The organism is Novosphingobium sp. BL-S-20, assembly GCF_055521635.1.
Genome location: NZ_CM145494.1, coordinates 591,063 through 617,005, shown reverse-complemented (window position 1 = coordinate 617,005; position 25,943 = coordinate 591,063). Strand labels below are relative to the sequence as shown.

The window sequence follows — 25,943 nt, the reverse complement described above, 5'->3', positions numbered from 1 at the left end:
TGCCAAGTTGCGGCACGCGGAACCTCCCCCTAAACGATACGGTTATGGCGACATTTTCCTCCAATCTGGCCATTCTGGGCGGCGGTCTTGCCGGATCGCTGATCGCGCTGGCGATGGCGCGGCATCGCCCGGACTTGCGCGTGCTGCTGGTCGAGCAGGGCGAGCGGATCGGCGGCGATCATGTCTGGTCGTTCTTCGAAACCGATGTCTCCCCTGCCCACCGCGACCTCGTGGAGCCGCTGATCGCCCGCCGCTGGAGCGGCTACGAGGTCCATTTCCCCGGCCACTCGCGCCTGCTCTCGACGCCCTATGCCAGCGTCACCAGCACGCGGCTGGATGCGCTGGTGCGTACCACGCTGGGGGCCGAATCCCTGCTGACCGGGGTATCCGTGGCCGAGGCAAGTCCGCAGGCGGTCCTGCTCGCCGATGGGCGGAGCATCGCCGCCGATGCCGTGATCGACGCGCGAGGCGCACACGGCCTGCCCCACCTGACCGGCGGCTGGCAGAAGTTCCTGGGGCAGATGCTGCGCCTCTCCGTGCCGCACCGGCTAGAACGCCCGGTGGTCATGGACGCCCGCGTCGACCAGCACGACGGCTACCGCTTCGTCTATTGCCTGCCCTTTTCCGAGCGCGAGGTCTTCGTCGAGGATACCTATTATTCGAGCGACCCCGCGCTCGATCTGCCCGTACTGCGCCAGCGCGTCGGGGATTACGCCGTAGCCATGGGTTGGCACGTCGATTCCGTCACTTATGAGGAAACCGGCGTGCTGCCGGTGATCGCGGGCGGCGATTTCGAAAAGTTCTGGAACGCCGCGCCGGACCTCGGTCTCGCCCGTGCCGGAACGCGGGCCGCGCTCGTCAACCCGATGACATCCTATTCCTTTCCCGATGCTGTAAGATTTGCCATGCACCTGACCACTCTCGACAACCTCTCCGGCGTCAGCCTAGGAAGGAGGAGTCATGCATGGGCCGCAAATCATTGGCGCGGGGGGCGCTTCTACCGGATGTTGACGCGCATGCTGTTCGGGGCCGCGCGGCCCGAGGAACGCCGGGCCGTGCTGGAACGGTTCTACACCCTGCCCGAGGGGCTGATCGAGCGTTTCTACGCGGGTAATCCGCGCGTGGCCGACATGGCGCGGGTGCTTTCCGGCAAGCCTCCCGTCCCGGTGGGCGCGGCGATCGCCAGCCTTGCGGGGCGCGGCTATCGGCTGAGCGACCTTGCCCCCAAGGGCACAATGCGATGAAGAAGGCCTGCGTCATCGGCGCCGGTTTCGGCGGCCTCGCCATCGCCATCCGCCTGCAAAGCGCCGGGATCGAGACCACGCTGGTCGAGGCGCGCGACAAAGTGGGCGGCCGCGCCTACTCCTGGGAGCGCGACGGCTTCACTTTCGATGCCGGTCCCACCGTCATCACCGACCCCGACGCCTTGCGCGAACTCTGGACCCTGTCCTCGCAGGACATCGCCGACGACGTCGACCTGATGCCGGTCATGCCGTTCTACCGCCTCAACTGGACCGACGGCATCACGTTCGATTACTCGAACGACGAGACCGCGCTGCGCCGCGAGATCGACCGCGTCGCCCCGCGCGACCTTGCCGGTTACGACGAATTCCTGCGCTATGCCGCCGGGGTCTACCAGGAAGGCTACGTCAAGCTGGGTCACGAGGCCTTCCTCGACTTCTCCAGCATGATCAAAGCCGCCCCGGCCCTCGCCCGCTACCAGGCCTGGCGCTCGGTCTATTCGATGGTCAGCCACTACGTGAAGGACGAGCACCTGCGGCAGGCGCTCTCGTTCCACTCCCTGCTGGTCGGCGGCAATCCGATGACCACCAGCGCGATCTACGCGCTGATCCACAAGCTGGAGAAGGACGGCGGCGTCTGGTGGGCGCGCGGCGGCACCAACAAGCTGGCACAGGGCATGGCCCGCCTGTTCGAGCGGCTCGGCGGCACGCTGCGCCTCGGCGAAAAAGTCGTGCAGATCCACACGCTCGGCGATCAGGTCACCGAAGTCGAGACCACAAGCGGCTGGAAGCAGCGCTTCGATGCGATCGCCAGCAATGGCGACCTGATGCATACCTATCGCGACCTGCTGTCCCAGAACCAGCGCGGGCAAGACATGGCGCACAAGCTGAAGAAGAAGCGCTTCTCGCCCAGCCTCTTCGTGGTCCATTTCGGACTCGAAGGCACCTGGCCCGGCATCCCGCACCACACGATCCTGTTCGGCCCGCGCTACCAGGGCCTGCTCGACGATATCTTCGAGCATGGCGTGCTGCCGCGCGACTTCTCGATCTACCTCCACCACCCGACCGTCACCGATCCCTCGATGGCCCCAGCAGGCAAGAGCACATTCTACGCGCTCGTCCCGGTCGCCAACATGGGCAAGCTGCCGATCGACTGGGCGGAAGTCGGCCCGATCCTCGAACAGCGCGTGCTCGCCGAAGTCGGCCGCCGCCTGATCCCGGATATCGACGACCGCATCGTCACCAAGTTCCATTACGCTCCGCCGGACTTCGAAAGCGATCTCGGCGCCTACAACGGCAACGGCTTCAGTCTGGAGCCACTGCTGACCCAGAGCGCCTATTTCCGCGGCCACAACCGCGACGACAAGCTGAAGAACTTCTACCTCGTCGGGGCCGGTTGCCATCCGGGCGCTGGCATTCCCGGCGTCGTCGGTTCGGCCAAGGCGACCGCGAAGCTCATGCTGGAGGGGCTGAAGTGAGCTTCGGCGGAACCGTCGTGACCGAACCGGCGCGCGCGCTCCATGCGCTGCGGCAGGCCTGGGGCTGGACCGATGTCGATTTCGCCGAAATCGTCGGCCAGAGCCTGATGGGCCACCTGCTGGTGATCGATCGCAAGGGCACCTACCATTACCTCGATCCCGACCTGCTGAGCCTCACCGCGCTGGGCGACGAAGCCGCTGCGCAGGCCCATATGGCGCAGGACGAGACGAAGCTGATCTGGCGCGCCGATGCGCTCGTTGATGCCGCCACGCAGCGGCTGGGCTTTACCGCGATGGGCGAAGTCTATAGCCGGACGGTTTCCGCGCTGCTGTCCGGCGATTACGGGCACGAGCATCTGGTGAGGATCAGCCTCGTCGAGCTGATCTACCTGACGGGCGATCTCGCCCGGCAGGTCCGTGATCTGCCGGACGGCACGCGATTCCAAGTGAAGGTTATCGAGTGATGAAACGTATCGCCGTCTACTGCGGCTCCGCCACCCCCGCCGATCCCCGTTACGTCCAGCTGGCCCGCGACGTCGGCGCCGCCCTTGCCTCGCGCGGCGTGGGCGTCGTCTATGGCGGCGGCCGCCTCGGCCTGATGGGCGCCGTCGCCGCAGGGGCGCTCGAACAGGGCGGCGAAGTGATCGGGGTGATCCCCGAGGCGCTCACCGGCAGCAATGGCAAGGGCGGCGAAGTCGCCAACCACGACTGCACAGAGCTTTACGTCGTCAAGACCATGCACGAACGCAAGGCCGAATTCACCCGCCTGTCGGACGGCTTCCTGGTCCTGCCCGGCGGCGTCGGCACCATGGACGAGCTGTGGGAAGCGGTGAGCTGGGCGCAGCTCGGCTACCACGACAAGCCGGTCGGCGTGCTCAATTCCCTCGGCTTCTACGACGGGTTGCTGGCGTTCAACCGCCACATGGCCGAAGTCGGCTTCGTGCGCCCGGCGCACCAGGGCATCATCCTTGCCGAGACCGAGCTGGACCTCCTGCTCGAACGCATGGAAGCCCACGAGCCGATCGTGCCGATCGTCAACATGGACCCCAGCACGCTGTGAGTCTTGCCGGTGCCGACTGAGAAGCTGCTCGAAGCGGCGCTGCGCGGCACCGCCGTCCGTCCCGGAGCGCTGGACCGCGCGCACCTCGTCAAGGAGGCGCGCCGGTCCATCCGCAAGGGATCGAAGAGCTTCGCGGCGGCCAGCCGCCTGTTCGACCGCGAGACCCGCGAGCGGGTCTGGCTGCTCTATGCCTGGTGCCGCGCCTGCGACGACATTGCCGACGAGCAGGACCACGGCCACGCCATCGGCCCGGTCCGGCTCGGCACCCGTCTCGCGCCCGAGGACCGACTGGCAACCATCCGCACCCTGACCGAACTGGCCATGGCGGGCGAGAGCACCGGCACCCCCGCCTTCGACGCGCTCGGCCAATTGATGCGCGAAGTGCCGCTGACGGCGGAGATGGTGGAGGACGTGCTCGCCGGTTTCGCGCTCGACGCCGCCGACTGGCGCCCGCGCTCCGAGACCGACATGCTGCGCTACTGCTACCATGTCGCCGGGGCGGTGGGGGTAATGATGGCGGCGGTCATGGGCGTCGCGCCCAAGGACGACGATACGCTCGACCGCGCCTGCGATCTCGGCATCGCCTTCCAGATCGCCAATATCGTCCGCGACGTCTGGGAGGACGACGCCAATGGCCGCTGCTACCTGCCAGTCGAATGGCTGGTCGAGGCGGACATTCCGCCCGGCGAAGTCACCAAGCCGCACTACCGCCATGCCCTCGTGCCGATGGTCGCGCGCGCCTGCGCTCTTGCGCGGGACTACGAGGCCTCGGCCCGCGTGGGCGCGACTCGGCTGGCCTTCCGCCAGCGCTGGGCCGTGCTCTCGGCGGCGAACATCTACGGCGGCATCGCCCGCGAGGTCGAGCGGCTCGGCGCCCATGCCTGGGACCACCGCGTCGGCACGACCCGCAGCGAGAAGCTGGGCCATGTCTGGTCGGCGCTGGAAGAGGCCCGTGCGGGCGGCGAACCGGCAGGCGAGGCGCCCCGTCCCGCGCTGTCGCGCCGGGAATTGCGGGCGCTGGCGCAGGCCTGATCCGCAAGAACGGCGCCAGCGCCTTTCAAACCCCTGTCCGCTCTAAACCCCTCCGCTCACAAGCTCGCCATAACAACACTCCGTCGCCCCCGCGAAGGCGGGGGCCCCGCTTCCTTGCGGGCGCACAGAAGAGAAGCGGGGTCCCCGCCTTCGCGGGGACGACGAGATTAAGGCCAGGGTTGGTGGGGATAGGAAGCCGGAAAACTCCAGCCCTCAACACGTCGCGGCCCTGTTTAGGCTCTGCGACGACAAATGCGGTGGACCCGAAAAACTCGCGAACGAAATGCGCCCAAGGGCGATTCGCGGTCGCGGAGCGACCATGCCGCGACTCGCCCGGCCCTACAACCTGCCGCACAGCGCCGATCTGCCGCCCGCGCCGCACCTGAGACGAACCGTTACGCCTGGGCATCTCCACGAAAGATATGAAAACCACGGCGAAAGGATGGGAGCCTCCCGCGCCTACGGGCGTTTACACTTCGTAACAATAAGGGAGAACCGCCATGCTCTTCACCATTGCTGCCGTCCTGCTGGTCCTCTGGCTGCTCGGCTTCGTCGTGTTCCACGTTTCGAGCGCGCTGATCCACGTCCTGCTGGTGATCGCGATCGTCGTCGGCCTCGTCCAGCTGTTCCGCGGCGGCCGGGCGGTCTAGCCGCAAAGGGGGGGCCCGGAGCCCCCCTCTTCGTTTTCGTTCAGGGACGCTTGCCGGGTGCGTAGTAGCCCGGAGGATAGTTGAGGCGCCGGAACAACTTCCCGCGCTCCGAATAGAGCACGAAGATCAGTGCCGTCAGCCCTGCTACCACCATCGAGGCCAGGATCGGACGCGGCGTGCCGTCATAGGCCTGCCCGATCAGCGCGCCCAGTACCGATCCCATGACCATGCGCACGAACGACATGATCGAGGCCGCCGCCCCCGCCGTGCGCGCGAACGGCTGGATCGCGATCGACTGGAAGTTCGAGCCGATGAAGCTCATCATGCACATCGAGAACGTCATCAGCGGGATGAAGACCCACAGCGTCTCGCCGCTCATGGCGAGCGCGAAGTGCAGCGCCGAACTGGCGATATAGCCGAACAGCGCCGTCTGCGAGACGCGCCGGGCGCCGAAGCGCTGGACGATCCGCGAATTGACGAAGTTGGTCGAGGCCATGACCAGCGCCATGCCGCCGAACACCGCCGGGAAGAAGAAGCCCGCGCCGAAGTGCTCGGCCACCAGCTGCTGCGCGCTGTTGATATAACCGAACATCGCGCCCTGCACGAAGGCCACGCCGAACAGGTAGCCCGATGCCTCGCGGGTGCGCAGGGTAAGCGCCATATTGGCGGCGATGACCTTGGGGCGGATTTCCTGCCGGTAGTCGGGATGAAGCGTCTCGGGCAGGCGCAGCGCGGTCCAGGCGCAGACGCAGGCGCCCAGCACGGCGATGAGGCCGAATATCCAGCGCCAGCCCGCCACCAGCATCACACCCTGGCCGACCATCGGCGCGATCATCGGCACCACCATGAAAGTCATCGACACCAGCGACTGCATGCTCGCCATGCGATCGCCCTCGAAACGGTCGCGGATGACCGTCATCGGCATGACCATCAGCGCCGAAGTGGACAGGCCCGCCACCGCGCGTGCGGCCAGCATCATCGGGAAGCTCGTCACCAGGGCGCAGGCCAGCGCGCTGAGGACGTAGGCACCGGTCGCGAAAAGCAGCACCGGACGCCGTCCATAGCGGTCGGCGATGGCACCGGGGAACAGCGAGCCCAGCCCCGTGCAGATCAGGAACACCCCGACGATCAGCTGGCGCTGGTTGGGATCGCCAACCGAAAGGTCGCGGCTGATCTCGCCAAGGGCGGGCAACATGATGTCGATCGAGAGCGCCTGAAGGGCCTGAAGCGCGGCCATGAGGACGACGAACTCGACCCCCCGCATCGGAAACGGCGCGGGATTCGCTGTGTCGGAGGTCATGCGCGGCGCATGCAGCACTTGGACGGCACTGGCCAGCGTTTTCGCGCTCCGGACGGCGCATTTGGCCGTCTGGGAACGTCTACGGGCCGTTCAGCCCTCGCGCACCAGCACGATTCTCGAACCGCTCTCGCCTGCCAGGCGGTCCACTTCCCGGTAGCCGAGCTTGTCCGCCAGCCGGAGCGAGGGCAGGTTCGCCTCGGCGATGATGCAGGCGGTGCGGCGGATCCCTCTCGCATCGAACCACTCCAGCGCCGCGCGGCCCGCTTCCGTGCCGTAGCCCTGCCCGTGAAAGCCCGAGGCCAGCGTCCAGGTCATCTCGATTTCCGCCTGCGCCTTCGGCCCAAGATCGCGCAGGAAACGGGCATGGCCGAGCTTGCCCAGATAACGGCCGGACGCCTTTTCCAGCACCGTGAACTGGCCGAAGCCCTCCAGCGTCCAGTGCCCGACATCGCGCTGGAAGCGGCCCCAGGCATCAGCGCGCGGTAGCGGGCTGCCGCCGATATGGGCGACGACATGCGGGTCGCAGAACATCTGCCGCATCGGCTCGAAATCCGCAGCGATCGGGGGGCGGAGCAAGAGGCGGTCCGTTTCCAGAAGCTGCCCTTCAATCACAGTAATCGGCCACCCATTGCCGCAGTTCGGCGGGAAGCCGTGCCGCCATCCGTTCCGGTAAATCATCAAGCGCGAAGAACCGTGCCTCGACGATCTCGCGCCCATCGACGCGCGGCTGGTCGTCGGTGCGCCCGGCCACGACATGGACATGGTTGCTGGCGCCGACGAGGTCCTCGGTCGCCACCGTCAGCAGCCGTGCCTCCGAAAGGTGGCAGCCGGTTTCCTCCCGCAACTCGCGCCGGGCCGCTGAGATCGGCTCTTCCCCCCGGCTCAGACCGCCGCCGGGCGGCATCCACTTGTCCGAACCGTAGGAGTGCCGCACCAGCAGCACCCGCCCCTCACCATCGAGCGCGAGCACCCGCACCCCGTCGAGACTGGGCCGCCACACCCGCCAGACCTGCTTGCGCGCCCAATGCGCGAGCCGGTAGAGCCTGCGGTGAAGCGGCGCGGGCAGGAGATGGAGCAGAGCGCTCAGCAGAAGCACGTCACCTTGTGCCGGGCGGTGCGCAGCAGGCGGGCGACCGGAAGGTCGTGCTCGCCCTTCACGGCGGCATCGAACACCGCACGCTTGTCGGCGCCGCGGATCACGAACATGATCTCGTCGCTGTCGGTCAGCGCCGGAATGGTCAGGCTGAGGCGGTCGAACGGAGCCTCGGGCGGCAGCGGATCGGGGGTCAGGCGGCGCACCGCGTGAGGATCGTCCACTTGCGGATCGATGTTGGGGAACAGCGAGGCAATGTGCCCGTCCCCGCCCATGCCGAGCCAGGCGATCGCAAAGTGCGGCGGCTGCGCCTCTTCGGTGAGGGGCACGATGCGCGCGCCCACGGGTTCCAGCCGGGCGCGAATCTTGCCGACATTGCTGGCGGGGTGGTCCTCATCGACGATGCGGTCGTCCCCCGGCCAGACCGCGATGCGGTGCCAGGGCAGGTCCATCGCCGCTAGCCGGTCGAAGATCGGGAACGGCGTGGAGCCGCCCGGCACGGTCACGGCGATGTCCTCGGGGCTGGTCGCCAGCGCGGCCCTGAGGCGCTCAGCAAACCATTCGGCAATGACGCCGTCGTCGGCGCCTTCGATCAATTCGAGTTTCGGCATGCCCTGATGCTTAGGCCGGTTTTGCCGATTGCGCGAGAGGAAGCGTCAGCGCGCCCCTACTAAAAACGGGCCGCCAAAAAAGGAACGGCGCCGCTTCCGCCAAGGAAACGACGCCCTCCTGTACCGGAACGAAACCCGCAAAGGGACAGCGCCTTCGCTCCGGTGGAAAGTGTTTTCAGGCCCTCAGGCGAGAATTTCGCGCAGGAACCATGCGCGCTGTTCGGCCTGGTCGGTCCAGTCGTCGATGATGCCGTCGGTGGCATTGTCGCCCGCTTCGCCGGCCAGTTCCTTGGTCGCCTTCAGCGTGGCGACATAGGCGGTGTTGTCCTGGAACAGTTCCTTGACCATCGCCTGCGCGTCGAGACCGGTGTTGTCCTCGTCCTTGATCGAGGTCTTGGCACCGATTGCGCCGATCGAGGTCAGCGTGGTGCCGCCCAGCTTGCGCACGCGCTCGGCGATCAGGTCAGTCAGGCCGAAAACTTCGGTGGCCTGGGCGTCGAACAGCAGGTGCAGATCGTGGAACTGCGGGCCGCGGACGTGCCAGTGGAAGTTCTTGGTCTTCACGTAGAGCGCGAAAGTGTCCGCGAGCAGCCCGTTCAGGCTGTCGATCAGAGCGGCCTTGGAATTGTCCTTGGAAGTCATGACGATGGTTCCCCTGGTTACTGGCTGGTGTGTCTGAACTCGTGATCTATGTAGAAGGGTGAACGCGGAAATGAAGCCCCGGTTCGCGATCATTTTCCGATCAGAGTATCGAAAATTCCCGCAGGAACAGCACCAGCGCCGCCACAACCAGTACAAGGCCGACGATCCGCCGTACCCACCGCGCGGCGGGATTGTCGAGAATCTGCGGGAAAGCCCATGCCATCCCGGCGAGAACGGCAGCGCCCAGCCCCCCAGCCGCGCCCGAGGCGAGAGGCGCAGCCATGCCGACGCCCATGCCGAAGATCAGGAACCGCGGCGCATCGGTGATCTGGCTCGCGAAGAGCACCAGCAGCAGCGCACCGAGCGAATTGGTCGGCTCGGCGGGACGGCGGCGCGGCACGAGGATCAGCGATTCGAGGCCAGCCAGCCCCAGCGCGATGGCCGCGAAGATCGCCCGCGCGGGCGGCGGCAGCTGAGCCAGCATGATTGCCGCGACCCAGGCGGCAAGCGCGGCAGTCGGCCCCGCACTCAGCAGCGCCACCAGCAGGACGCCGGGGCGCTGGCCCTGTCGTGTGGAGAGACCGGCAATGGTCATCTGGTCCCGCGCGCCGAAACCGGCGAGCAGGACCGCGATGAGCGTGAGATAGAACGCGGGCATCGGCGCCGCGTGCTTGGGTCAGCCCGCCTTCTGGCAGGCGACGATGGCGGTGATGACGTTCGCGGTGTCAGCCGGATCGCGCACGCAGATCGTGTCGAGACCCATGGCCTTGGCCGGGTAGTCGTTGCCGCCGGGGAAGATGGCGTCGCCGATGAACAGCATGTCCGCCTCGGCCACGCCGCTGTGCTCGGCAAGGCGGCGGAGGCCCCAGGCCTTGTCCACACCCGGCTGGGTGACGTCCACCGAAGTCGCGCCGCCGAGGTTCACCGAGACGCCGGGCAGGCGCTTCACCAGATCGGCCTGGATAACCTTGCGCTTGGCGAAGTCCGGGTCCCAGACTTCCTTGGCTTCGAGCGGGGCCTGCTGGCCGAGCGCGGAGAAAGTGATCTGGCTGCCGCGATCCTCGATCCGCTCGCCCCAGGTCTCTTCCGGGGTGAAGCCGGTGGCGGCCAGCGAGGCGTCGAAAGCCTCCAGAATCTCGCGTTTCTGCTCGTCGGTGAACAGTTCCGCGTAGACCGGCGTCCAGGCGACCTCTTTGTAAACATAGAGCTTGGCGCCGCTGGTCGGCATCAGCCAGAGCCGCGAACGGTCGGCGTGGGCGGGCAGGCGGCTGGCCACCTGCTTGTCGAACTGCGGCCAGTCGCCGCCGGAAATCACGGCGACTTGCGCCACTTCCAGCAGCGCGGCCATGAGCTGCGCCATCTCGTCGGTCAGCGGCTGCTTGCTCAGCGCCAGAGTGCCGTCGAGGTCGAACGCTACGATCTGCTTCATTACCTGCCTTTTCGCATTTGCGTGTGGAGAGGCCCTGCCATCATCGGCGCCGGAAGGAAATCGTGTTCCTGCGCCAATACGATGACAAATTCCGCGAAACGTGCCGGAAATTCCATGGACCGCAACGAGTTGCCTCGAAAACGGGGATATTTCCCCTTGTCCCGAAATGCAGGCCGGACCGCAGGCGTCATCGGCGTTGGAACCGGGCGCGGGACCGTTCGTTGCACTGCGGTATCCGGCCCGCCCGGCGCGCGTTTCGCCGTGACGGGGGTGGCCATCCTCCTGCGAAAGTGCAAGACTGACCGCAATGACCGATCCACGCGAAACCCCCTCGCTGGCGGAACATGCAGCATTTCCCCGCGATCTGCCGCCTCCTCCGTTCCTCGCTGCCCCGGCGGCCGAGCCTGTCGCGCTGTTCCTCGACTTCGACGGCACGCTCGTCGAGATCGCCGACCATCCGGACGGCGTCACCGTTCCGCCCGACCTGCCCGCGCTAATCGCCCGCCTTTCCAAGCGCCTCGAAGGCCGTTTCGCGGTCGTGACGGGCCGTTCGCTGGACGCACTCGAAGCCCTGCTCGGCCCGCTCGACGTGGCAGTGGCAGGCTCCCACGGCGGCGAATTCCGTCCGGCGGGAAGCCGCGATGTCGAGGCGCTGGCGCAGCCGCTTCCCGAAGAAGTGACCGCCCGCCTTTCCGCATTCGCCAAGGCCCATGGCGGGCTGCTGGTCGAGCCCAAGCCGTTCAGCATCGCCGTGCACTATCGCCGCCACCCCGGGGCGCTCCCCGCCCTGCTCGCCTGCGCCGAGGAAACGGCCGCGGCCTTCGCGCTGAAGCTCAAGCACGGCAAGCAGGTGATCGAACTCGCCATGCCCGGCTCCGACAAGGGCAGCGCAGTCCGCCGCTTCATGGATATGCCGCCTTTCGCAGGCGCGACCCCGCTCTTCGTCGGCGACGACGTGACCGACGAGGACGCCTTCGCCGCCGTTTCCACGCTCGGCGGCGCGGGCATACTCGTCGGCCCCATGCGCCAGACCCACGCCGCGTGGCGGCTCGGCAGCGTCACCGAAGTCCATCGCTGGCTCGCGGCCATCGCAGACACGAATTCACCCAAGGAGAACAGCCCCGCATGAGCGCGCTCGAACTCTGGCCCATCGGCAATTGTCAGGTCTCCGGCCTGATCGACACCCATGGCGCCCTCGTCTGGGGCTGCGTGCCCCGCGTCGACGGCGACCCCACGTTCTGCGCCCTGCTGCGCGGCCCCGAAGGACAGGACGCCGGGACCTGGCGCTTCGAACTGGAGAACCAGACTTCCGTAACCCAGCGCTATTCGCGCAATACCCCAATCCTCGTGACCCGGCTGGAAGACGCGCACGGCGGCGCGGTGGAAGTGATCGACTTCTGCCCGCGCTTCGAACGCTCCAGCCGCACGTATCGCCCGGTCGCCTATGCCCGCATCGTCCGCCCGGTCAGCGGCTCGCCGCGTATCCGCACGGTGCTGACGCCGATGAGCGGCTACGGCGCGCAACTGGCGCCGACCACGCGCGGCTCCAACCACATCCGCTACCTCGTCGAGCGCAACACCCTGCGGCTCACCACCAATGCCCCGGTCGGCTATGTGCTGGACGAGCGCTATTACCGGCTGGAAGGCCCGCAGCACTTCTTCCTCGGCCCCGACGAGCCGTTCACCGGCGATATCGAGCACGAGCTGGAATCGATGCTGCGCCACACCGGCGACTACTGGCGGCTCTGGGTGCGCGGCCTCGCCACCCCGCTCGACTGGCAGGATGCGGTGATCCGCGCCGCGATCACGCTCAAGCTCTGCCAGCACGAGGAGACCGGCGCGATCGTCGCCGCGCTCACCACCTCGATCCCCGAAGCGCCGGGCAGCCAGCGCAACTGGGACTATCGCTACTGCTGGATTCGCGACGCCTATTACACGGTGCAGGCGCTCAATCACCTCGGCGCGCTGGACGTGCTGGAGAAGTACCTCGCCTACTTGCGCAATATCGTCGACGATGCCGAGGGCGGCGCGATCCAGCCGCTCTACGCGGTCAGCGGCGCGCGCGAGATCATCGAATGGGAGGCCCCGGACCTTGCCGGCTATCGCGGCATGGGGCCGGTGCGGATCGGCAATGCCGCCTATTATCAGGTCCAGAACGATTGCTACGGCCAGATCGTGCTGCCCGCGATCCAGGCCTTCTCCGACCGGCGCCTGCTCCGGATCGCAACGAAGGAGGACTTCGCCAGCCTCGAGCAGGTCGGCGAGATGGCGTGGAAGACCCACGACCAGCCCGACGCGGGCCTCTGGGAACTGCGCACCCGCACGGCGGTCCACACTTACTCCAGCGTGATGAGCTGGGCCGCCTGCGACCGCCTGGCCAATGCCGCCGACTTCCTCGGCCTCGACGACCGCGCCGCCGTCTGGCGCGAGCGGGCCGGGACCGTGCGCAAGAACATCGACCAGCATGCCTGGCATGAAGTGGAGGCGCCCGAGTTCGACGACAGCGGCGCGGGCGGCCACTATGCCGCCAGCTTCGGCGGTTCGCAGCTCGATGCCAGCCTGCTCCAGATGGTGGAGCTGCGTTATGTCGAGGCCGACGATCCGCGCTTTCGCGCCACCCTCCAGGCGGTGCAGAAGGCGCTGCGCCGGGGCGAGCACATGCTCCGCTACGACAGCGAGGACGATTTCGGCCTGCCCGAAACCGCCTTCAACATCTGCACTTTCTGGCTGATCGAGGCGCTCCACCGCAGCGGTCAGGACGAGGAAGCGCGCCGCCTGTTCGAAGCCATGCTCGACCACCGCACCCAGTCCGGGCTGCTGTCGGAGGACATGGATTTCGAAACCGGCGAGCTGTGGGGGAACTTTCCGCAGACCTATTCGCTAGTAGGTATCATCAATTGTGCCGGGCAGCTGTCCCGGTCATGGCGGGACTGGCGCTGAGAGTTCGTTTGGAAATTCGCGATACGCGAATTTCGCGGCACCGGCCCTCTCCCCCACCCGACCTCCCACAGGGTACGCTTGTTCGGAGGTCGGGTGGGGGAGAGGGCCGGTGCCGAGCCGAAAATGCCCCTTTCGGGCATTTTCCAAACGGGTTTTCGATCCGGTCCCGCGAAGCGTGTCCGCCACCATCTCTTCAGGACGCGCCACAGGGGATTTGCAATGGGTAGATTGATCGTCGTCTCGAACCGGGTCTCGGTTCCCAAGGCGGCCGGGGCAGCCGGAGCGCAGGGCGGACTTGCCGTGGCGCTCAACTCGGCGCTGCGCGAGCATGGCGGCATCTGGTTCGGCTGGTCGGGACAGGAAACCGAGGACTTCACCGGCCACCTCGACATGCAGCGCAACGACGGCGTGACCACCGCGACGATCGACCTCGAACCGCAGGACATCGAGGAATATTACAACGGCTATGCCAACCGCACGCTCTGGCCGCTGTTCCACTATCGCATCGACCTGACCGAATACGATCGGAACTTCGGCGAGGGTTACGAGCGGGTCAACGCGCGTTTCGCCGATTCGGTGCTGCCGCTGATCGAGGACGACGACCTCGTCTGGGTCCACGACTATCACCTGCTCCCGCTCGGTTCGCAGCTGCGCGAGAAGGGCGTGAAGAACCGCATGGGCCTGTTCCTGCACACGCCCTGGCCGCCGACGCGCCTGCTGGTCTCGCTGCCGTTCCACGAGCGGCTGGTCGCCTCGATGCTGGAATACGACGTGATCGGCTTCCAGAACACCGAGTGGCTGGAGAGCTTCCTGCACTATGTGCAAAAGGAAATGGGCCTGAAGGTCGGCCTCGACAATTCGGTCGAATACAAGGGCCGCAAGGTGATCGCCCGCGCCTTCCCGATCGGCATCGACTTCGCGGAATTCACCGAGGCTGCGGAAGGAGCCGAGGCCAAGGAAGCCCACGACCGCCTGAAGTCCAGCGTGCGCGGCCGCAAGATCCTGATCGGCGTCGATCGGCTCGACTATTCCAAGGGCCTCGGCGAACGCTTCGAGGCCTTCGGGCGCTTCCTGGCCGACAATCCCGAGGATTCCGGCAAGGCCGTGCTGCTCCAGATCGCCCCGCCCTCGCGCGGGGACGTTGCCAGCTACCAGCAGATCCGCGAGGACCTGGAGCGCAAGACCGGGCATATCAACGGCGCCCATGCCGATGTCGCCTTCGTGCCGATCCGCTACGTCAACCGCGGCTATCCGCGCGAACAGCTCGCCGGGTTCTACCGTGCGGCGGACATCGGCCTCGTCACTCCGCTGCGTGACGGGATGAACCTCGTCGCCAAGGAATATGTCGCGGCGCAGGACCCGGACAATCCCGGCGTGCTGATCCTCTCGCAGTTCGCGGGCGCGGCGCACCAGCTCAAGGACGCCCTGCTCGTCAATCCGCATTCGATCGAACATGTTGCCGAGACTATCCGCAAGGCGCTCGACATGCCGCTGGCCGAACGCCGCAAGCGCCATGCCAGCCTGCTCGCCTCGGTGCGCGAGAACGACGTTCAGCGCTGGCGCGAGGATTTCGTGAAGGCGCTAGAAGGTGGCAAGCCCCAGAAGGCGGGTACGACGAAGCACAACGAGGCCGCGTGACGATAGACTGATGGATTGGTGGCAGGCACGCTCGGACTACCCCCGAAGAGCGTGCATTCATCAGGAAAACCTCATGAAAACCCCTGTTATTTGCAAAACGTCACTCGCCTGCCACCAATCTGACCTCTAACATCGCTAAGAAGGGAAATGCGGCAGGTGACTCTGCCGCAAGGTCACGCGGCAAAGTCGCGGGCCGCAGGATGACCAGGCGGGGTCCGGGAAAACCGGGACTGCCAAGAACAGGCATTTGGAAGATTATGAGCACGACCCTCTACGGCGAATGCGTGAGTGCAGGCGGTTCCACCACGGTCCGCATTTCCGACCTCGCCAGCCTCGGCTGCGCGGTGGAAACCGATGCGCCCGCTACGGCGATCGAAGGCGACCTGACCTTGTGGATCGGCGCCGTCGGCCCCTTTGCGGCGACCGCGATCCGCGAGGGCGCACGCAAACTCGCCGTCCGCTTTGCCGAGCCGCTGGACACCCAGATCGTCCAGCATTTCTCTCTCGCATAACGAAAAGGCCCGCCGGTGGGCGGGCCTTTCTCCACATTCCAGCCGGTGACGCTTCAGGCCGTAACCGGCCCCGCATCCCGCACCTTTTCCTTCGCAGACGTGCCGCGTCCCACCGAGAGATAGGTGAACCCGGCCTCGCGCAGATGCTCCGGCTTGTAGACGTTGCGCAGATCGATGAGCACCGGGGCCTTGGCCACGGCCTTGATGCGGGCGAGATCGAGCGCACGAAAAGCATCCCACTCGGTCACGAGGACGACCGCATCGGCGCCCTCGATGGCGGCGTAAGTGTCCGGCTTCATCTCCACTTCGGGCATCAACGGCTTGGCCTGCTCCATGCCCTCCGGATCGTAGGCGGCGACGCGCACCCCGGCATCGGCGAGGGTCTGGGCGATCGCGATCGCAGGCGAATCGCGCATGTCGTCGGTGTTCGGCTTGAACGTCAGCCCCAGCATCGCAACCCGCTTGCCGCGCGCCGCCTCCACCCCGCCGAGGGCATCGACGACCTTCCGGCCCATGGCGCGCTTGCGGGCGTCGTTGACCTTGACCACAGCCTCGACGATGCGGACCGGACTGTCGTAGTCCTCTGCCGTCTTGAGCAGGGCCAGCGTATCCTTGGGGAAGCAGGAGCCGCCATAGCCCGGCCCGGCGTGGAGGAACTTCGAACCGATGCGGTTGTCGAGGCCGATCCCGCGCGCCACGTCCTGCACATTGCCGCCGACTTTCTCGCAGAGATCGGCCATCTCGTTGATGAAAGTGATCTTCACCGCGAGGAAGGCGTTGGCGGCATATTTGGTCAGTTCGGACGAGCGACGGCTGACGAAGAGGATCGGCGATTCGTTGAGGAACAGCGGGCGATAGACCTCGCGCATGACCTCGCGGCCGAAGTCGTCCTCGGCGCCGATGACGATGCGGTCGGGCCGCTTGAAGTCACCGATGGCCGCGCCCTCGCGCAGGAATTCGGGGTTGGACACAACCGAGACCCGGTGTGCCGGATTGCAGGCGCGGATGATGCGCTCCACCTCGTCGCCGGTGCCCACCGGCACGGTCGACTTGGTGACGATAACCGCGTCGTTCGCCAGATGCTCGCCCACTTCCTGCGCCACGGCATGGACGTAGGACAGATCGGCATGGCCATCCCCTCGCCGCGAGGGCGTGCCCACGGCGATGAAGATCGCCTGCGCCCCGGCGATGCCCGCGGCAAGATCGGTGGTGAAGGACAGGCGCCTGGCCGCGACGTTGGATTCCACCAGTTCGGCCAAGCCCGGCTCGTAGATCGGCATCATGCCATGGAGCAGCCGCCGGATCTTGCCCTCGTCCTTGTCGATGCAGACGACTTCATGGCCGAAATCGGCGAAACAGGCACCCGAAACGAGACCGACATAGCCCGAGCCTACCATCGCAATCTTCATGGCGCTTCCAGTCCTTCCGAACGAGGGAGATGAACGGAGGACAGGTATCCCTGCCCCCTGCCCGCTCGGCAAGTCAGCCATTCGGGCAGCTACTTAGCCGAAATCTCTCTCGTTCCCGCGGGAGCGGAGCATTCGAGATGACCTCTTAACGCGGCACGATCCGCAGGTTGCCGATCTCGCCTTCGCCCCGACCGGAAAGGAACATCAGTTCCTGGCTTTCGCAGAGCGTGTCCGGGACGAAGAAGGGGGTGCCGCCGGGGCTCATTTCCCCGTTGCCCAGCCGCCGCCCGCTGCCGTCCTTCGCATAGCAGATGATCTGGAACACGATGGGCCGAGCGCCCGCCTCGGCCCGCGCCGCACCGTCGAGATGGGCTACATAATTGCCCGGCTTGAGCAAGGCGTTGCGCTTGGCGACGACGCTGCGCAGCGGCTCACGGTTGCGGTATTGCACCAGGATGCCGCCCTTGGCCTGCGTGAATGTGCGCTCCAGTCCCGGCTCCTCGGGATATTGCCAGTCGAACGGGCCGATCGGCGCGTCGTCGCCAAGGTCCTCGCGGAAGGCGAGGTCGGTCGGCTCGGTGAAGTGGCCGTTCGCGCAGAGATCGCGCCACAGGATCGAGGCGGACTCTGCGCGGCCCATGCGGACGAGGGCCAGCGTCTTCGGCGACAGCGCCGCGCAGTCCACCCGCGCGCCCTGGCGCGCCATGGAACCGGCCACTTTCCTCAGCGCATCTGGCCCGATCGCAAGGCCGGACCAGGGCAGGAAAGCATTGGCCCAATATTTCTCCGGACCCACTTGTGCCGCGAAGGCATCGGCACCTTTCGGACGCGAGAGGAGGTCGGCCGTCATGCCGCGAAGGCGGTCGTCGCTGATGCCGATTCGCCAGAGCGCGATCGTGCGCTGCGCCGCGATGTCCCACTTGCCGGCCTGCATCGCCAGGACCACCAGTGTTTCCTGCGTGAAGCGGTCGCGCCAGCCGCGATCGCCCGCCACGACAACCGCATGCAGCCCCGCCTTCTCGTCACCCTTCTTGAGGTGACCGAAGGCAAGCAGTCCCAGCCCTTCGGCCGGCACCGGACGGCGACGCACCATGGCGCGGGCATAGGCCAGACCGGCATCGACATGGCCGCTGCGGTAGGCTGCCTGAGCCAACGGCTGCAGCGAGGACGAGAGCAGCGACGGAGGAACCAGCATTGCCGCAGCAGGGTTGCGACGCCCTTCCCGGTCCAGTTGGACGCCGATCGCCAGCAGGGCGGCCAGAGCCAGGATCGCGAACCATGCCACGCGGCCGAAGAGCGAGGTCATCCCGGCTCAGTCCTTTTCGCCGTAGCTGTAATAATTGGCCGCGTAGTAGTCGTAGTCCTCGCTGCCGACTTTCGGTGCGAAGCGGTTGAGCACGACGCCCAGCATGTTCGCCTTGATGAGGGCCAGACGGCGCAGCGCCGACTTCACCGCACCGCGATGGAAGTTGGAGGCATCGACCATGAACAGCACCCCGTCGGCATGGTTTGCCAGCAGCGCCGCGTCCGAAAGACCCAGCAGCGGCGGCGCATCGATCACCACGACATCGAACTTGCGGCGCGCCTCCTCGATGAAGTGGCCGACCCCCTCGCCCGAGAGGATCAGCGCCGGATCGGGCGGCGTGGGCAGCGCCGACATGTAGCTGAGCGTCGCCACCTCACTGGGCTGGATCGCGGCATCGAGCGTCTTCTCGCCGGTCAGCACATCGGTCAGGCCGGTCGCCTGACGGTCGCTCATGAAGTTGTGCAGCGTCGGCCGCCGCAAGTCGGCGTCCACCAGCAGCACCCGCTTGCCGAGCACGGCGATATCATGGGCGACGGCGCGGGCGGTGGTCGACTTGCCCTCGGACTGGCGCGAACTTGTCACCATCAGTACGTCCGGCAACCCGCTGGCGGTCGAGTAGCGCAAGTTGGTGACGAGCGAGCGATAGGCCTCGCTGACCCGCGAGCGGCGGTCGTCGAACTGGCTCGCCACGTCGCCGCCCTTCTCCAGCGGGATCAGGCCCAGCAGCGGCATGCCCAGCTTGCGCTCGACATCCTCGGGCGAGCGGATCGCATCGTCGAAAATCTCGCGCAGCAGCACGGCCCCGGCGGCAAGCACCAGACCCAGCACCAGCGAGGCGACGATATTGACCAGAAGGCGCGGCGAATAGGGCTTGGCCGGCACTTCCGCGCGGTCCACCAGGGTCAGGTTGTTCGACGAGGCGCCCGCCGTCGCGTTGAGCTGGTTGAAGCGCGAAAGCAGCGTGTCGTAGAGCGTCTTGTTGGTATCGGCGATGCGCTTGAGCACCGCCAGCTGGACGCCGCGATCCTGCTCCTTCAGCGCCTCGCCGCGCAGCGAGTTCACTTGCCCGGTGAACGACTTCTCGCGCTCCATCGCCGACTGGTATTCGAGATAGGCGGACTTCTTGATCGAATCCGAAATGGCAGCGATGCGGCCGTCGTATTCGGCGATCTCGGCCTGCTTCGACTTGACGGTGACGAAGTCGTCGAGGTGGCGGGTGCGCTCCTCGGCAAGGCTCGCCTCGACCTTGGCCTTCTCGGCCAGCAGGTTCGACACCGCCGGATTGGCGTTGACCTCGGGAATCGCGAGCGGCGCGGCCTTGGCCAGGGTCAGCCAGCGATCCTGCGCGGCGATCCGGTCCGCCGTCGCCTTCGAAGCCGCGTCGTTGAGCTGGACGAGGCTGTTGTTGGTGACGGAGAGCACCGATTCCTGGTTCCCATCCTGCCCCTGGCTGGTCACGCGGATCAGCCCGGCGGCGCTGGCGTACTGGTTGAGATCGCGCTCCGACTGGGTGACCTTGGCGCGCGCCTCGTCGAGCTGATCGGCAAGGAAGCGGCGGGCATAGGACGAGCTGTCGTACTTCTGGTTGAGGTTCCGCTCGATGTAGCGCTCGCCGTAAAGCTGGGCCAGCTTGGCGGAATAGACCGCGCTGCGGCTGCTCATGCCGATGCTGGCGATGCGGCTGTCCGGCGGCAGCGTCACGGTGAGATTGCCAAGCAGTGCCTCGATCGCGGCTTCCTTGCGGATCTGGTCGAGCTTCTTGGTGCCGCCGGACTTGAGGACGTCCTCCTGCGTCGGCATGTCCTTGCCCATCGCCTCGTAGAAGGCGGGATCGCGGTCGAGACGGCCGCTCTCGACCACGCTTTCCGCCAGCGAGCGGCTCTGGATGATGCCGAGCTGGGTCTGCAGGAAGCGCTCGGCATCTTGGGCATTGGTGGCTTTCTGAAGCTCGCTGCCCTCGATGATCTGGTCCGTCTGGTCTTCGATCATGACGCGCACCTGCGCGCTGTAGCGCGGGGCGATCAGCAGGGTGGCGATCACGCCGAGCACCAGCGTCGCCGCGACGATGGCCGCGATCAGCGCCAGATTGCGGCGCACCATGCCCATGATGGTCTTGAGCAGCGCCGTCAGGTCCGGGCCGGACTCCTCGCCATAAGGATCACCCTGAGTGGGGCGTTCCAGTTCGACCCGATCGAGAAAAGCATCGTTCAAGATATGTCCCGCCATCCTGTTGTTTCCACGCGAGCGGTGATTGACCCGAAGTTCGTTCATAAGTTCAGGGAATCCCTAAAGATGGGCGGAAGGACGGTGGCCGTCCTTCTGTCCCTGTCGGCCCTCATGTCGCCGCGCCTTGCGGGGGGCTTCGCTGCGCGGCGTGCGGCGGCTCTCGGGCCGAGTCTCGGAATCTTCCCGGTCCGCATCGGCCAGCAACGCCAGCATGAGCGCGAAAAGGCACAGCATGGTCTGGCTGCGCAGGGGGTAGTCGGTGATCGACTGGAGCGCGACCAGCGCGAAAGTCCCGACCGCCGCAAGGCCGGTGCCGCCGCGGCGCAGCGCCTGCACGCCGAAACGCCCGAGCAGGACCGCCCAGCCCAGCACCAGTGCGATCCCGACCACGCCGGATTCCAGCGTCGCTTCGAGGAAATCGTCATGGGCGCGCTGGGCGCGGCCATAGCTGAGGTTTTCGAGTGCCTCGTCGGGCTGGAACACGTCGTCGAACGAGCCGATGCCGCTGCCGACCGGCCAATAGCGTCCGGCGGCGACCACGGTATCCTTCCAGATCAGCGGGCGCTGCTCGTCCTCCACCGCATCGAAACGACCGAAGGCGCTCTGCACCCGCTGGTTGCTTGCGAGCAGGCTCGCACCCCCCGCCAGCACCAGCACCAGCGCGCCCGCCAGCAGCACCGTGCGTCGGTTGAGGGCAGGACGGCGCCAGCGCAGCCAGCGCCACAGGGCGAGCGCGGCGGGCACCAGCAGCAGCGCCATGCTCGACCGCGAACGGGTAAGCACCACGCCGACGACCAGCAGCAGCACCGTGGCCGCGCCGCCAAGGGTCCAGATCGCGCGGATCTGCCGCAAGGGGAACACCGCCACCAGCGTCACCAGCGCAACGTTGAGCATCAGCCCGCCGGTGTTGCGGTTGGCGAAAGTGCCCTGAAGGTCGGGCGAGCCGTAAGTCTGCGCGTAGAGAACGAGATGGCGGTTTCCGGTCGCCAACTGCTGGGCGCCCAGCAGCACGGCAGCCAGTCCGCACAGGACAACGAGGATCAGCAGCCCGCGCTTGTCCTCGCGCGAAAGCTGCCAGGCCGTCACGAGGATCGCCAGCGCCGGAACGAGTGCGAAGAAGGCGATCGCGGTGCGGTTGGGATCCAGCGAGAAGGGCTTCCAGACCTGGCTGCCGCCGGTCAGTTCAAGCGATTGCACTGCGAACTCGCGGCCCGGCAGCGCCTGCCAGATCGCCGGCGGCAAGGGAACGATCTGCAAGAGCGGCAGCAGCAAGGTCGCCGTGACCAGAACGACGAGCGGGCGGGGTGCGGTGCGGAAGAAAGCAAAAACGGCCGGACCATTGAAGGCCAGAACGGCGAATCCCGCCAGTTGCACCACGAGATTGGCAAGGCCCAACGCCGACCCCCCGCCACCGAAAAGCAGCGCGACCAGCACCAGGAATCCGGCCTGCACCGCAGGATTGCCCGGTCGGATTTTCGGCACGATGGCACCGCGTTTCTCAGCTAACGACCCAGACAGAGCTTTTTCCTTATGATTGCAGTTCGGGATGCAAGACCCCTGCCCTCGATCATTTCGCTCGGCAGGTATCGGAAACTTCTCGGCCTTTCCGTTCAAACGGGCAAAGCCCCTGCCCGGAGCACGTTTCGTGCTCGCCATGACAGAACCAATTCTGACCTATTGCAGTATCCGATAAAGAAAGACTGTCGTACAGACGACCTAAAGACCGGGGACCGGAGCGAAAGAGACGCTGCCAGCAATCGCCGAAACCGGCACGTTTCTCTGCTTCATGAGTCCTCCTGGAACTGCGCTATACAGGTCAATCGTCTGGCTTGGACTATACCGCGCTGCACAATGAAGGGCAAATCCGCACGGGGGCGTTGATCTTCGATCTGCCCCCTCTCGTCGTACTTTCAAGCTCTTCCATGATAGCCGCATAAGCAGGTCCGCGAGTGTGTCGGGATGGAGATGATTGCGGGGATCAGTTGCCGTTAAGGCAAATTCCGTGCGTTTCGCAGCGCGAAATTTGCCTGGAACTTGCGCTGGGACGGCAGCTATTCCAGGGCCTTGCACCCGGTGCCGTCGCGGCGACGATGCTCGATTCAACCGGCGAAAGACAACCTTCGAACACACAAGGTAAAGTACATCAGCTAATAAGACTATTCACACAGTCCGAATACTGCTGGCGGAACCGTTCCTCACCGAAGCTGGCAGCATTGGCGATGCAGTCCTCGGGCCGAATGTCGCCCTCGCCTTCCACGAAACGATCGATCGCATCGACGAGGCTCTCGGGAGTCTGCTCCTCGAACCAGACGCCGGTTGCCGTGCTGCCGCCGAGCGGACGCACGGTTTCCGCCGTGCCGCCCTTGCCAAGACAGATCACCGGGGTTCCGCAGGCCTGCGCCTCTACCGGAACAATGCCAAAATCCTCCAGAGCGGCGAAAACGAAAGCCCGCGCGGTCTGGAATTCCGCGATCAGTTGCTCGAACGGGATGTGGCCGAGAATCTCGATATTCGGCCCGGCGATCTGGCGGACTTTCTTCATGTCCGGCCCGTCGCCGATCACCCGCAAGTGCAGGTCCGGACGGCGGTTGAAGGCCTCCACGATCATCTGGACCCGCTTGTAGGGCACGAGGCGCGAGGCGGTTACGAAATGATCGCCGCGCGCAGCATTGCCGGGCACGAAGTTGCCGGTATTGACCGGAGGATAGATCACTTGTGCCTCACGGCGGTAGATCTTCCAGATGCGCCGGGCGATGAACTGCGAGTTCGCGATGTAATGGTCGACGCCCTGCGCGGTACGCATGTCCCAGAGGCGGAAGCGGTGCATCATCTCGCGCGCGACCGCCCGCTTCAACCCGCCCAGTTTTCCGCCGACCGTGGCGATGTATTCGTGAGTGAGATCCCAGGCGTAACGCGCGGGACTGTGCACGTAACTGACGTGCAACTGTCCCGGCCCGGTGATGACCCCCTTGGCCAATGCCGCCGAGGAACTGAGCACGACATCATGCTCGGACAAGTCGAAGCCCTCGATGGCGCGGGTCGATTGCAGAAGAAGGAAGCGGTAATACTGCTCGACCAGCGGCAGATCGTTGAGACCGGACGTATGTATCCGGTGGTCGGCACCGAAGACATCGCGCGTGACTTCCTCGGGAAGGAAGTTGAACAGCGTGTAGATATCGCTTCCCGGCGTGCACTGCGCCATCTGCTGGAGCACCCGCTCGCCCCCGGAGACCACCGGAAGCCAATCGTGAACGAGTGCGATGCGCTCCCCCCGGATCACGGCCTGCGAGCCTGCTGCGGGAGCCTCGGCGACAGGAACACTGTGTTTCATCGGCAAGTGGTCCTTCGAATAGAATCGCGGCGCGATCAGTGCGCAGAAGCACTCCCGTCAGGAGAGAGCACGCCTGCCGCCTCTGCGCCGTTTCGGTTATAGAGAAAAGCCGGTCGGCCGTCCCGAAGGGATACGACCGAAATGGTCCAACGTTGATACCGGAAGCTTTGAAACATAGACATATTTCTCGCCTCCTTCGTATCGGCGCCGAACCGTTTCGGTGGCGCCGAAAGGCTAGTCGGACCCGAACAGGTCGCGCGAAAAGACTTTGTCCCTCACGTCGTCGAGTTCGGGCAGAATGCGGTTGGTGACGATCACGTCGGCCCGCCGCTTGAAGGTTTCCAGATCGGATTCGACCGGGGTGTTGAAGAAGCTCGTCTCGGGATAGCTCGGCTCGTAGAGCACGGTCTCGATGCCCTTGGCCTTGATCCGCTTCATGATGCCCTGGATCGAGCTCTGGCGGAAATTGTCGGAACCGGCCTTCATGACGAGGCGGTAGAAGCCGACGACCTTGGGCTTGCGCGACAGGACCGCGTCGGAAATGAAGTCCTTGCGGGTGCGGTTGGCCTCGACGATGGCGCCGATGATGGTCTGCGGAACGTCGTGGTAATTGGCCAGCAACTGCTTCGTGTCCTTGGGTAGGCAGTATCCGCCGTAACCGAACGAAGGATTGTTGTAGTGCGAGCCGATACGCGGATCGAGGCCGATACCTTCGATGATCTGGCGCGCTTCCAGTCCTCGCGACAGGGCATAGCTGTCAAGCTCGTTGAAGTAGGCGACGCGCATCGCGAGGTAGGTGTTGGCGAATAGCTTGATCGCTTCGGCTTCGGAAGGATCGGTAAAAAGAACCGGTACATCCTTCTTGATCGCGCCTTCCAGCAGCAGTTCTGCAAAGACTTTCGCCCGCTCCGACTGCTCGCCGACCACGATTCGACTGGGATGAAGATTGTCGTGAAGCGCCCGGCCCTCGCGCAGGAATTCCGGGCTGAAGATCAGGTTCTGCGTGCCCATCGCCTGGGCGGTCGCGGTGGTGAAGCCAACGGGGATGGTCGACTTGATGACCATGACCGCATCGGGCGCATGTTCCATGACTTCGCGGATCACCGCCTCGACCAGCGTGGTATCGAAGCGATTGGTCACTTCGTCGTAGTTGGTCGGCGCAGCGATGATCACGTAGTCGGCGCCTGTATAGGCCTCGACAGGGTCGAGTGTCGCCCGCAGATTCAGATCGTCGCGGCGGAGGAATTCCTCGCACTCGGTGTCGACGATCGGCGAGCGACCGGCATTTATCATGTCCACTTTGGCGGGAACCACGTCCTTCGCCACGACCTCATGGTTCTGCGCCAGCAGCAGCGCATTCGACAGACCGACATAACCAACGCCTGCAACAGCGATCTTCATTTTCGCTCCTCTGACCGGCCCGGCGGGCAGGCTCGGCAATTTCGTGCCGGTAACAGCGACCGGAACTTCCGAGGGGGGCATATCGGAAAGTTCCGGCCACTGAAACTGCTACCAATGGGCAGGCATGCTGTGCCGAGGATCGCCTGACGGTTCAAGCGCTTCGCCGAAATATGGGATAATCGGGTGCAGTAACGCGACGGAATCCATTTGCCGCTGCAAATTGACCTGTGCGGGTGCGACATCGTGATGCTGCGACGCACCCAATATTGCCCCAACAAAGCTGAATCCGGGAATCGAAAACGGTATGTCGTCTTCATGATGTGCGTCACCGATTCGGACAGACCACCGGTCAACCGACATTCCCCACCTGTTCATCTTGCAGACATCTTGTTGATAGAAAATAATAGTTTCAAGGACATTTACCAATGTCATGCCGCAATGGCTTCCTGTGAGGCAGCCGCAACCGACCATGCCGGAGAGCAGGATCGTCCCAGCCTGTGAATTGCTGCACCGCAAAAGCATCGGCACGTTCGAAAGGCGCGTGGAACGCCCGAATTTGTAGGATGGCACCGCGCATCGATAAGCGGCTCTACTGCCGATAACCGGATGCAAACTGTCGGCCACCCGTTCCCCACTTCGGACGC

At 65.6% G+C, this 25,943-nt stretch carries 24 protein-coding genes; 10 read left to right on the top strand and 14 right to left on the bottom strand.

Translation table 11 applies throughout. The features are described from left to right. Nucleotides 1–44 precede the first annotated feature (44 nt). The 6 genes from crtY (at nt 45) to ACZ1II_RS10570 (ending at nt 5,461) form a co-directional block, all read left to right on the top strand. A complete protein-coding gene (gene crtY, locus ACZ1II_RS10595) occupies nt 45–1,244 on the top strand; it encodes a lycopene beta-cyclase CrtY (protein WP_465146395.1) in 1,200 nt (399 codons plus the stop codon). Continuing rightward, nucleotides 1,241–2,719, top strand: coding sequence for a phytoene desaturase (locus ACZ1II_RS10590; protein ID WP_465146394.1), 1,479 nt, complete (start codon nt 1,241–1,243; stop codon nt 2,717–2,719). The genes crtY and ACZ1II_RS10590 overlap by 4 nt, the downstream gene beginning before the upstream one ends. Further along, on the top strand, nt 2,716–3,183 hold the full coding sequence (locus ACZ1II_RS10585; protein ID WP_465146393.1) for a hypothetical protein: 468 nt from the start codon (nt 2,716–2,718) through the stop codon (nt 3,181–3,183). Before ACZ1II_RS10590 ends, ACZ1II_RS10585 begins: the two co-directional genes overlap by 4 nt. Beyond that, nucleotides 3,183–3,779 carry an LOG family protein gene (locus tag ACZ1II_RS10580; RefSeq protein WP_465146392.1) on the top strand — a complete coding sequence of 199 codons (597 nt, stop codon included), beginning with the start codon at nt 3,183–3,185 and terminating at the stop codon, nt 3,777–3,779. The genes ACZ1II_RS10585 and ACZ1II_RS10580 overlap by 1 nt, the downstream gene beginning before the upstream one ends. Nucleotides 3,780–3,848: 69 nt before the next feature. Continuing rightward, nucleotides 3,849–4,811: a phytoene/squalene synthase family protein gene (locus ACZ1II_RS10575; RefSeq protein ID WP_465147279.1), complete on the top strand. Its 963-nt coding sequence runs from the start codon at nt 3,849–3,851 to the stop codon at nt 4,809–4,811. 500 nt (nt 4,812–5,311) lie between these two features. Beyond that, a complete protein-coding gene (locus ACZ1II_RS10570; protein WP_021232111.1) occupies nt 5,312–5,461 on the top strand; it encodes a lmo0937 family membrane protein in 150 nt (49 codons plus the stop codon). A gap of 40 nt (nt 5,462–5,501) precedes the next feature. Here the strand turns inward: ACZ1II_RS10570 and ACZ1II_RS10565 are convergent, their stop codons facing one another. From ACZ1II_RS10565 to ACZ1II_RS10535, 7 genes are all read right to left on the bottom strand, one after another. Next, nucleotides 5,502–6,761, bottom strand: coding sequence for a multidrug effflux MFS transporter (locus tag ACZ1II_RS10565; protein WP_465146391.1), 1,260 nt, complete (start codon nt 6,759–6,761; stop codon nt 5,502–5,504). 90 nt (nt 6,762–6,851) lie between these two features. Beyond that, nucleotides 6,852–7,337 carry a GNAT family N-acetyltransferase gene (locus tag ACZ1II_RS10560; protein WP_465146390.1) on the bottom strand — a complete coding sequence of 162 codons (486 nt, stop codon included), beginning with the start codon at nt 7,335–7,337 and terminating at the stop codon, nt 6,852–6,854. Nucleotides 7,338–7,365: 28 nt separating this feature from the next. Then, nucleotides 7,366–7,857, bottom strand: a complete 492-nt coding sequence (locus ACZ1II_RS10555) for an NUDIX domain-containing protein (protein ID WP_465146389.1) — start codon at nt 7,855–7,857, stop codon at nt 7,366–7,368. After that, nucleotides 7,845–8,465, bottom strand: coding sequence for a 6-phosphogluconolactonase (locus tag ACZ1II_RS10550; protein WP_465146388.1), 621 nt, complete (start codon nt 8,463–8,465; stop codon nt 7,845–7,847). The genes ACZ1II_RS10555 and ACZ1II_RS10550 overlap by 13 nt, the downstream gene beginning before the upstream one ends. Nucleotides 8,466–8,648: 183 nt before the next feature. Continuing rightward, on the bottom strand, nt 8,649–9,107 hold the full coding sequence (locus ACZ1II_RS10545) for a Dps family protein (protein ID WP_147218359.1): 459 nt from the start codon (nt 9,105–9,107) through the stop codon (nt 8,649–8,651). 100 nt (nt 9,108–9,207) lie between these two features. Then, complete coding sequence (locus ACZ1II_RS10540) at nt 9,208–9,765, bottom strand: hypothetical protein (RefSeq protein ID WP_465146387.1); 558 nt, start codon at nt 9,763–9,765, stop codon at nt 9,208–9,210. An 18-nt stretch (nt 9,766–9,783) separates the two neighbouring features. After that, entirely contained in the window at nt 9,784–10,536 is a 753-nt protein-coding gene (locus ACZ1II_RS10535; RefSeq protein ID WP_465146386.1) for an HAD-IIB family hydrolase, read from the bottom strand. A gap of 307 nt (nt 10,537–10,843) precedes the next feature. Here ACZ1II_RS10535 and otsB point away from each other — a divergent pair, with 307 nt between their 5' ends. The 4 genes from otsB (at nt 10,844) to ACZ1II_RS10515 (ending at nt 15,626) form a co-directional block, all read left to right on the top strand. After that, on the top strand, nt 10,844–11,665 hold the full coding sequence (gene otsB, locus ACZ1II_RS10530) for a trehalose-phosphatase (RefSeq protein WP_465146385.1): 822 nt from the start codon (nt 10,844–10,846) through the stop codon (nt 11,663–11,665). Further along, the gene (locus tag ACZ1II_RS10525) at nt 11,662–13,476 is read left to right on the top strand and encodes a glycoside hydrolase family 15 protein (protein WP_465146384.1); all 1,815 of its coding nucleotides are present in this window, start codon (nt 11,662–11,664) and stop codon (nt 13,474–13,476) included. Before otsB ends, ACZ1II_RS10525 begins: the two co-directional genes overlap by 4 nt. A 219-nt stretch (nt 13,477–13,695) precedes the next feature. Then, nucleotides 13,696–15,114 (top strand): alpha,alpha-trehalose-phosphate synthase (UDP-forming), encoded by a 1,419-nt coding sequence (otsA, locus tag ACZ1II_RS10520; protein WP_465146383.1) that lies wholly within the window; start codon nt 13,696–13,698, stop codon nt 15,112–15,114. A gap of 257 nt (nt 15,115–15,371) precedes the next feature. Next, nucleotides 15,372–15,626 carry a hypothetical protein gene (locus ACZ1II_RS10515; protein ID WP_465146382.1) on the top strand — a complete coding sequence of 85 codons (255 nt, stop codon included), beginning with the start codon at nt 15,372–15,374 and terminating at the stop codon, nt 15,624–15,626. Between the two features lie 53 nt (nt 15,627–15,679). Here the strand turns inward: ACZ1II_RS10515 and ACZ1II_RS10510 are convergent, their stop codons facing one another. From ACZ1II_RS10510 to ACZ1II_RS10480, 7 genes are all read right to left on the bottom strand, one after another. Next, a complete protein-coding gene (locus tag ACZ1II_RS10510) occupies nt 15,680–17,035 on the bottom strand; it encodes a UDP-glucose dehydrogenase family protein (RefSeq protein ID WP_465146381.1) in 1,356 nt (451 codons plus the stop codon). A 145-nt stretch (nt 17,036–17,180) separates the two neighbouring features. Continuing rightward, entirely contained in the window at nt 17,181–18,341 is a 1,161-nt protein-coding gene (locus ACZ1II_RS10505) for a hypothetical protein (RefSeq protein WP_465146380.1), read from the bottom strand. 6 nt (nt 18,342–18,347) lie between these two features. Next, the gene (locus ACZ1II_RS10500; RefSeq protein WP_465146379.1) at nt 18,348–20,552 is read right to left on the bottom strand and encodes a GumC family protein; all 2,205 of its coding nucleotides are present in this window, start codon (nt 20,550–20,552) and stop codon (nt 18,348–18,350) included. Nucleotides 20,553–20,627: 75 nt separating this feature from the next. Then, nucleotides 20,628–22,049, bottom strand: a complete 1,422-nt coding sequence (locus tag ACZ1II_RS10495) for an O-antigen ligase family protein (RefSeq protein ID WP_465146378.1) — start codon at nt 22,047–22,049, stop codon at nt 20,628–20,630. Nucleotides 22,050–22,710: 661 nt separating this feature from the next. Further along, entirely contained in the window at nt 22,711–23,898 is a 1,188-nt protein-coding gene (locus ACZ1II_RS10490) for a glycosyltransferase (protein WP_465146377.1), read from the bottom strand. Between the two features lie 234 nt (nt 23,899–24,132). Next, nucleotides 24,133–25,299: a nucleotide sugar dehydrogenase gene (locus ACZ1II_RS10485; RefSeq protein ID WP_465146376.1), complete on the bottom strand. Its 1,167-nt coding sequence runs from the start codon at nt 25,297–25,299 to the stop codon at nt 24,133–24,135. Nucleotides 25,300–25,407: 108 nt separating this feature from the next. Then, nucleotides 25,408–25,923, bottom strand: a complete 516-nt coding sequence (locus ACZ1II_RS10480) for a hypothetical protein (RefSeq protein ID WP_465146375.1) — start codon at nt 25,921–25,923, stop codon at nt 25,408–25,410. Nucleotides 25,924–25,943: the final 20 nt, after the last annotated feature.

Coding starts and splice junctions, on each gene's coding strand:
- crtY (WP_465146395.1), top strand. CDS start 45: ATGGCGACATTTTCCTCCAATCTGGCCATTCTGGGCGGCGGTCTTGCC.
- ACZ1II_RS10590 (WP_465146394.1), top strand. CDS start 1,241: ATGAAGAAGGCCTGCGTCATCGGCGCCGGTTTCGGCGGCCTCGCCATC.
- ACZ1II_RS10580 (WP_465146392.1), top strand. CDS start 3,183: ATGAAACGTATCGCCGTCTACTGCGGCTCCGCCACCCCCGCCGATCCC.
- ACZ1II_RS10570 (WP_021232111.1), top strand. CDS start 5,312: ATGCTCTTCACCATTGCTGCCGTCCTGCTGGTCCTCTGGCTGCTCGGC.
- ACZ1II_RS10565 (WP_465146391.1), bottom strand. CDS start 6,761: ATGACCTCCGACACAGCGAATCCCGCGCCGTTTCCGATGCGGGGGGTC.
- ACZ1II_RS10550 (WP_465146388.1), bottom strand. CDS start 8,465: ATGCCGAAACTCGAATTGATCGAAGGCGCCGACGACGGCGTCATTGCC.
- ACZ1II_RS10545 (WP_147218359.1), bottom strand. CDS start 9,107: ATGACTTCCAAGGACAATTCCAAGGCCGCTCTGATCGACAGCCTGAAC.
- ACZ1II_RS10540 (WP_465146387.1), bottom strand. CDS start 9,765: ATGCCCGCGTTCTATCTCACGCTCATCGCGGTCCTGCTCGCCGGTTTC.
- ACZ1II_RS10535 (WP_465146386.1), bottom strand. CDS start 10,536: ATGAAGCAGATCGTAGCGTTCGACCTCGACGGCACTCTGGCGCTGAGC.
- otsB (WP_465146385.1), top strand. CDS start 10,844: ATGACCGATCCACGCGAAACCCCCTCGCTGGCGGAACATGCAGCATTT.
- ACZ1II_RS10525 (WP_465146384.1), top strand. CDS start 11,662: ATGAGCGCGCTCGAACTCTGGCCCATCGGCAATTGTCAGGTCTCCGGC.
- otsA (WP_465146383.1), top strand. CDS start 13,696: ATGGGTAGATTGATCGTCGTCTCGAACCGGGTCTCGGTTCCCAAGGCG.
- ACZ1II_RS10515 (WP_465146382.1), top strand. CDS start 15,372: ATGAGCACGACCCTCTACGGCGAATGCGTGAGTGCAGGCGGTTCCACC.
- ACZ1II_RS10510 (WP_465146381.1), bottom strand. CDS start 17,035: ATGAAGATTGCGATGGTAGGCTCGGGCTATGTCGGTCTCGTTTCGGGT.
- ACZ1II_RS10505 (WP_465146380.1), bottom strand. CDS start 18,341: ATGACCTCGCTCTTCGGCCGCGTGGCATGGTTCGCGATCCTGGCTCTG.
- ACZ1II_RS10490 (WP_465146377.1), bottom strand. CDS start 23,898: ATGAAACACAGTGTTCCTGTCGCCGAGGCTCCCGCAGCAGGCTCGCAG.
- ACZ1II_RS10485 (WP_465146376.1), bottom strand. CDS start 25,299: ATGAAGATCGCTGTTGCAGGCGTTGGTTATGTCGGTCTGTCGAATGCG.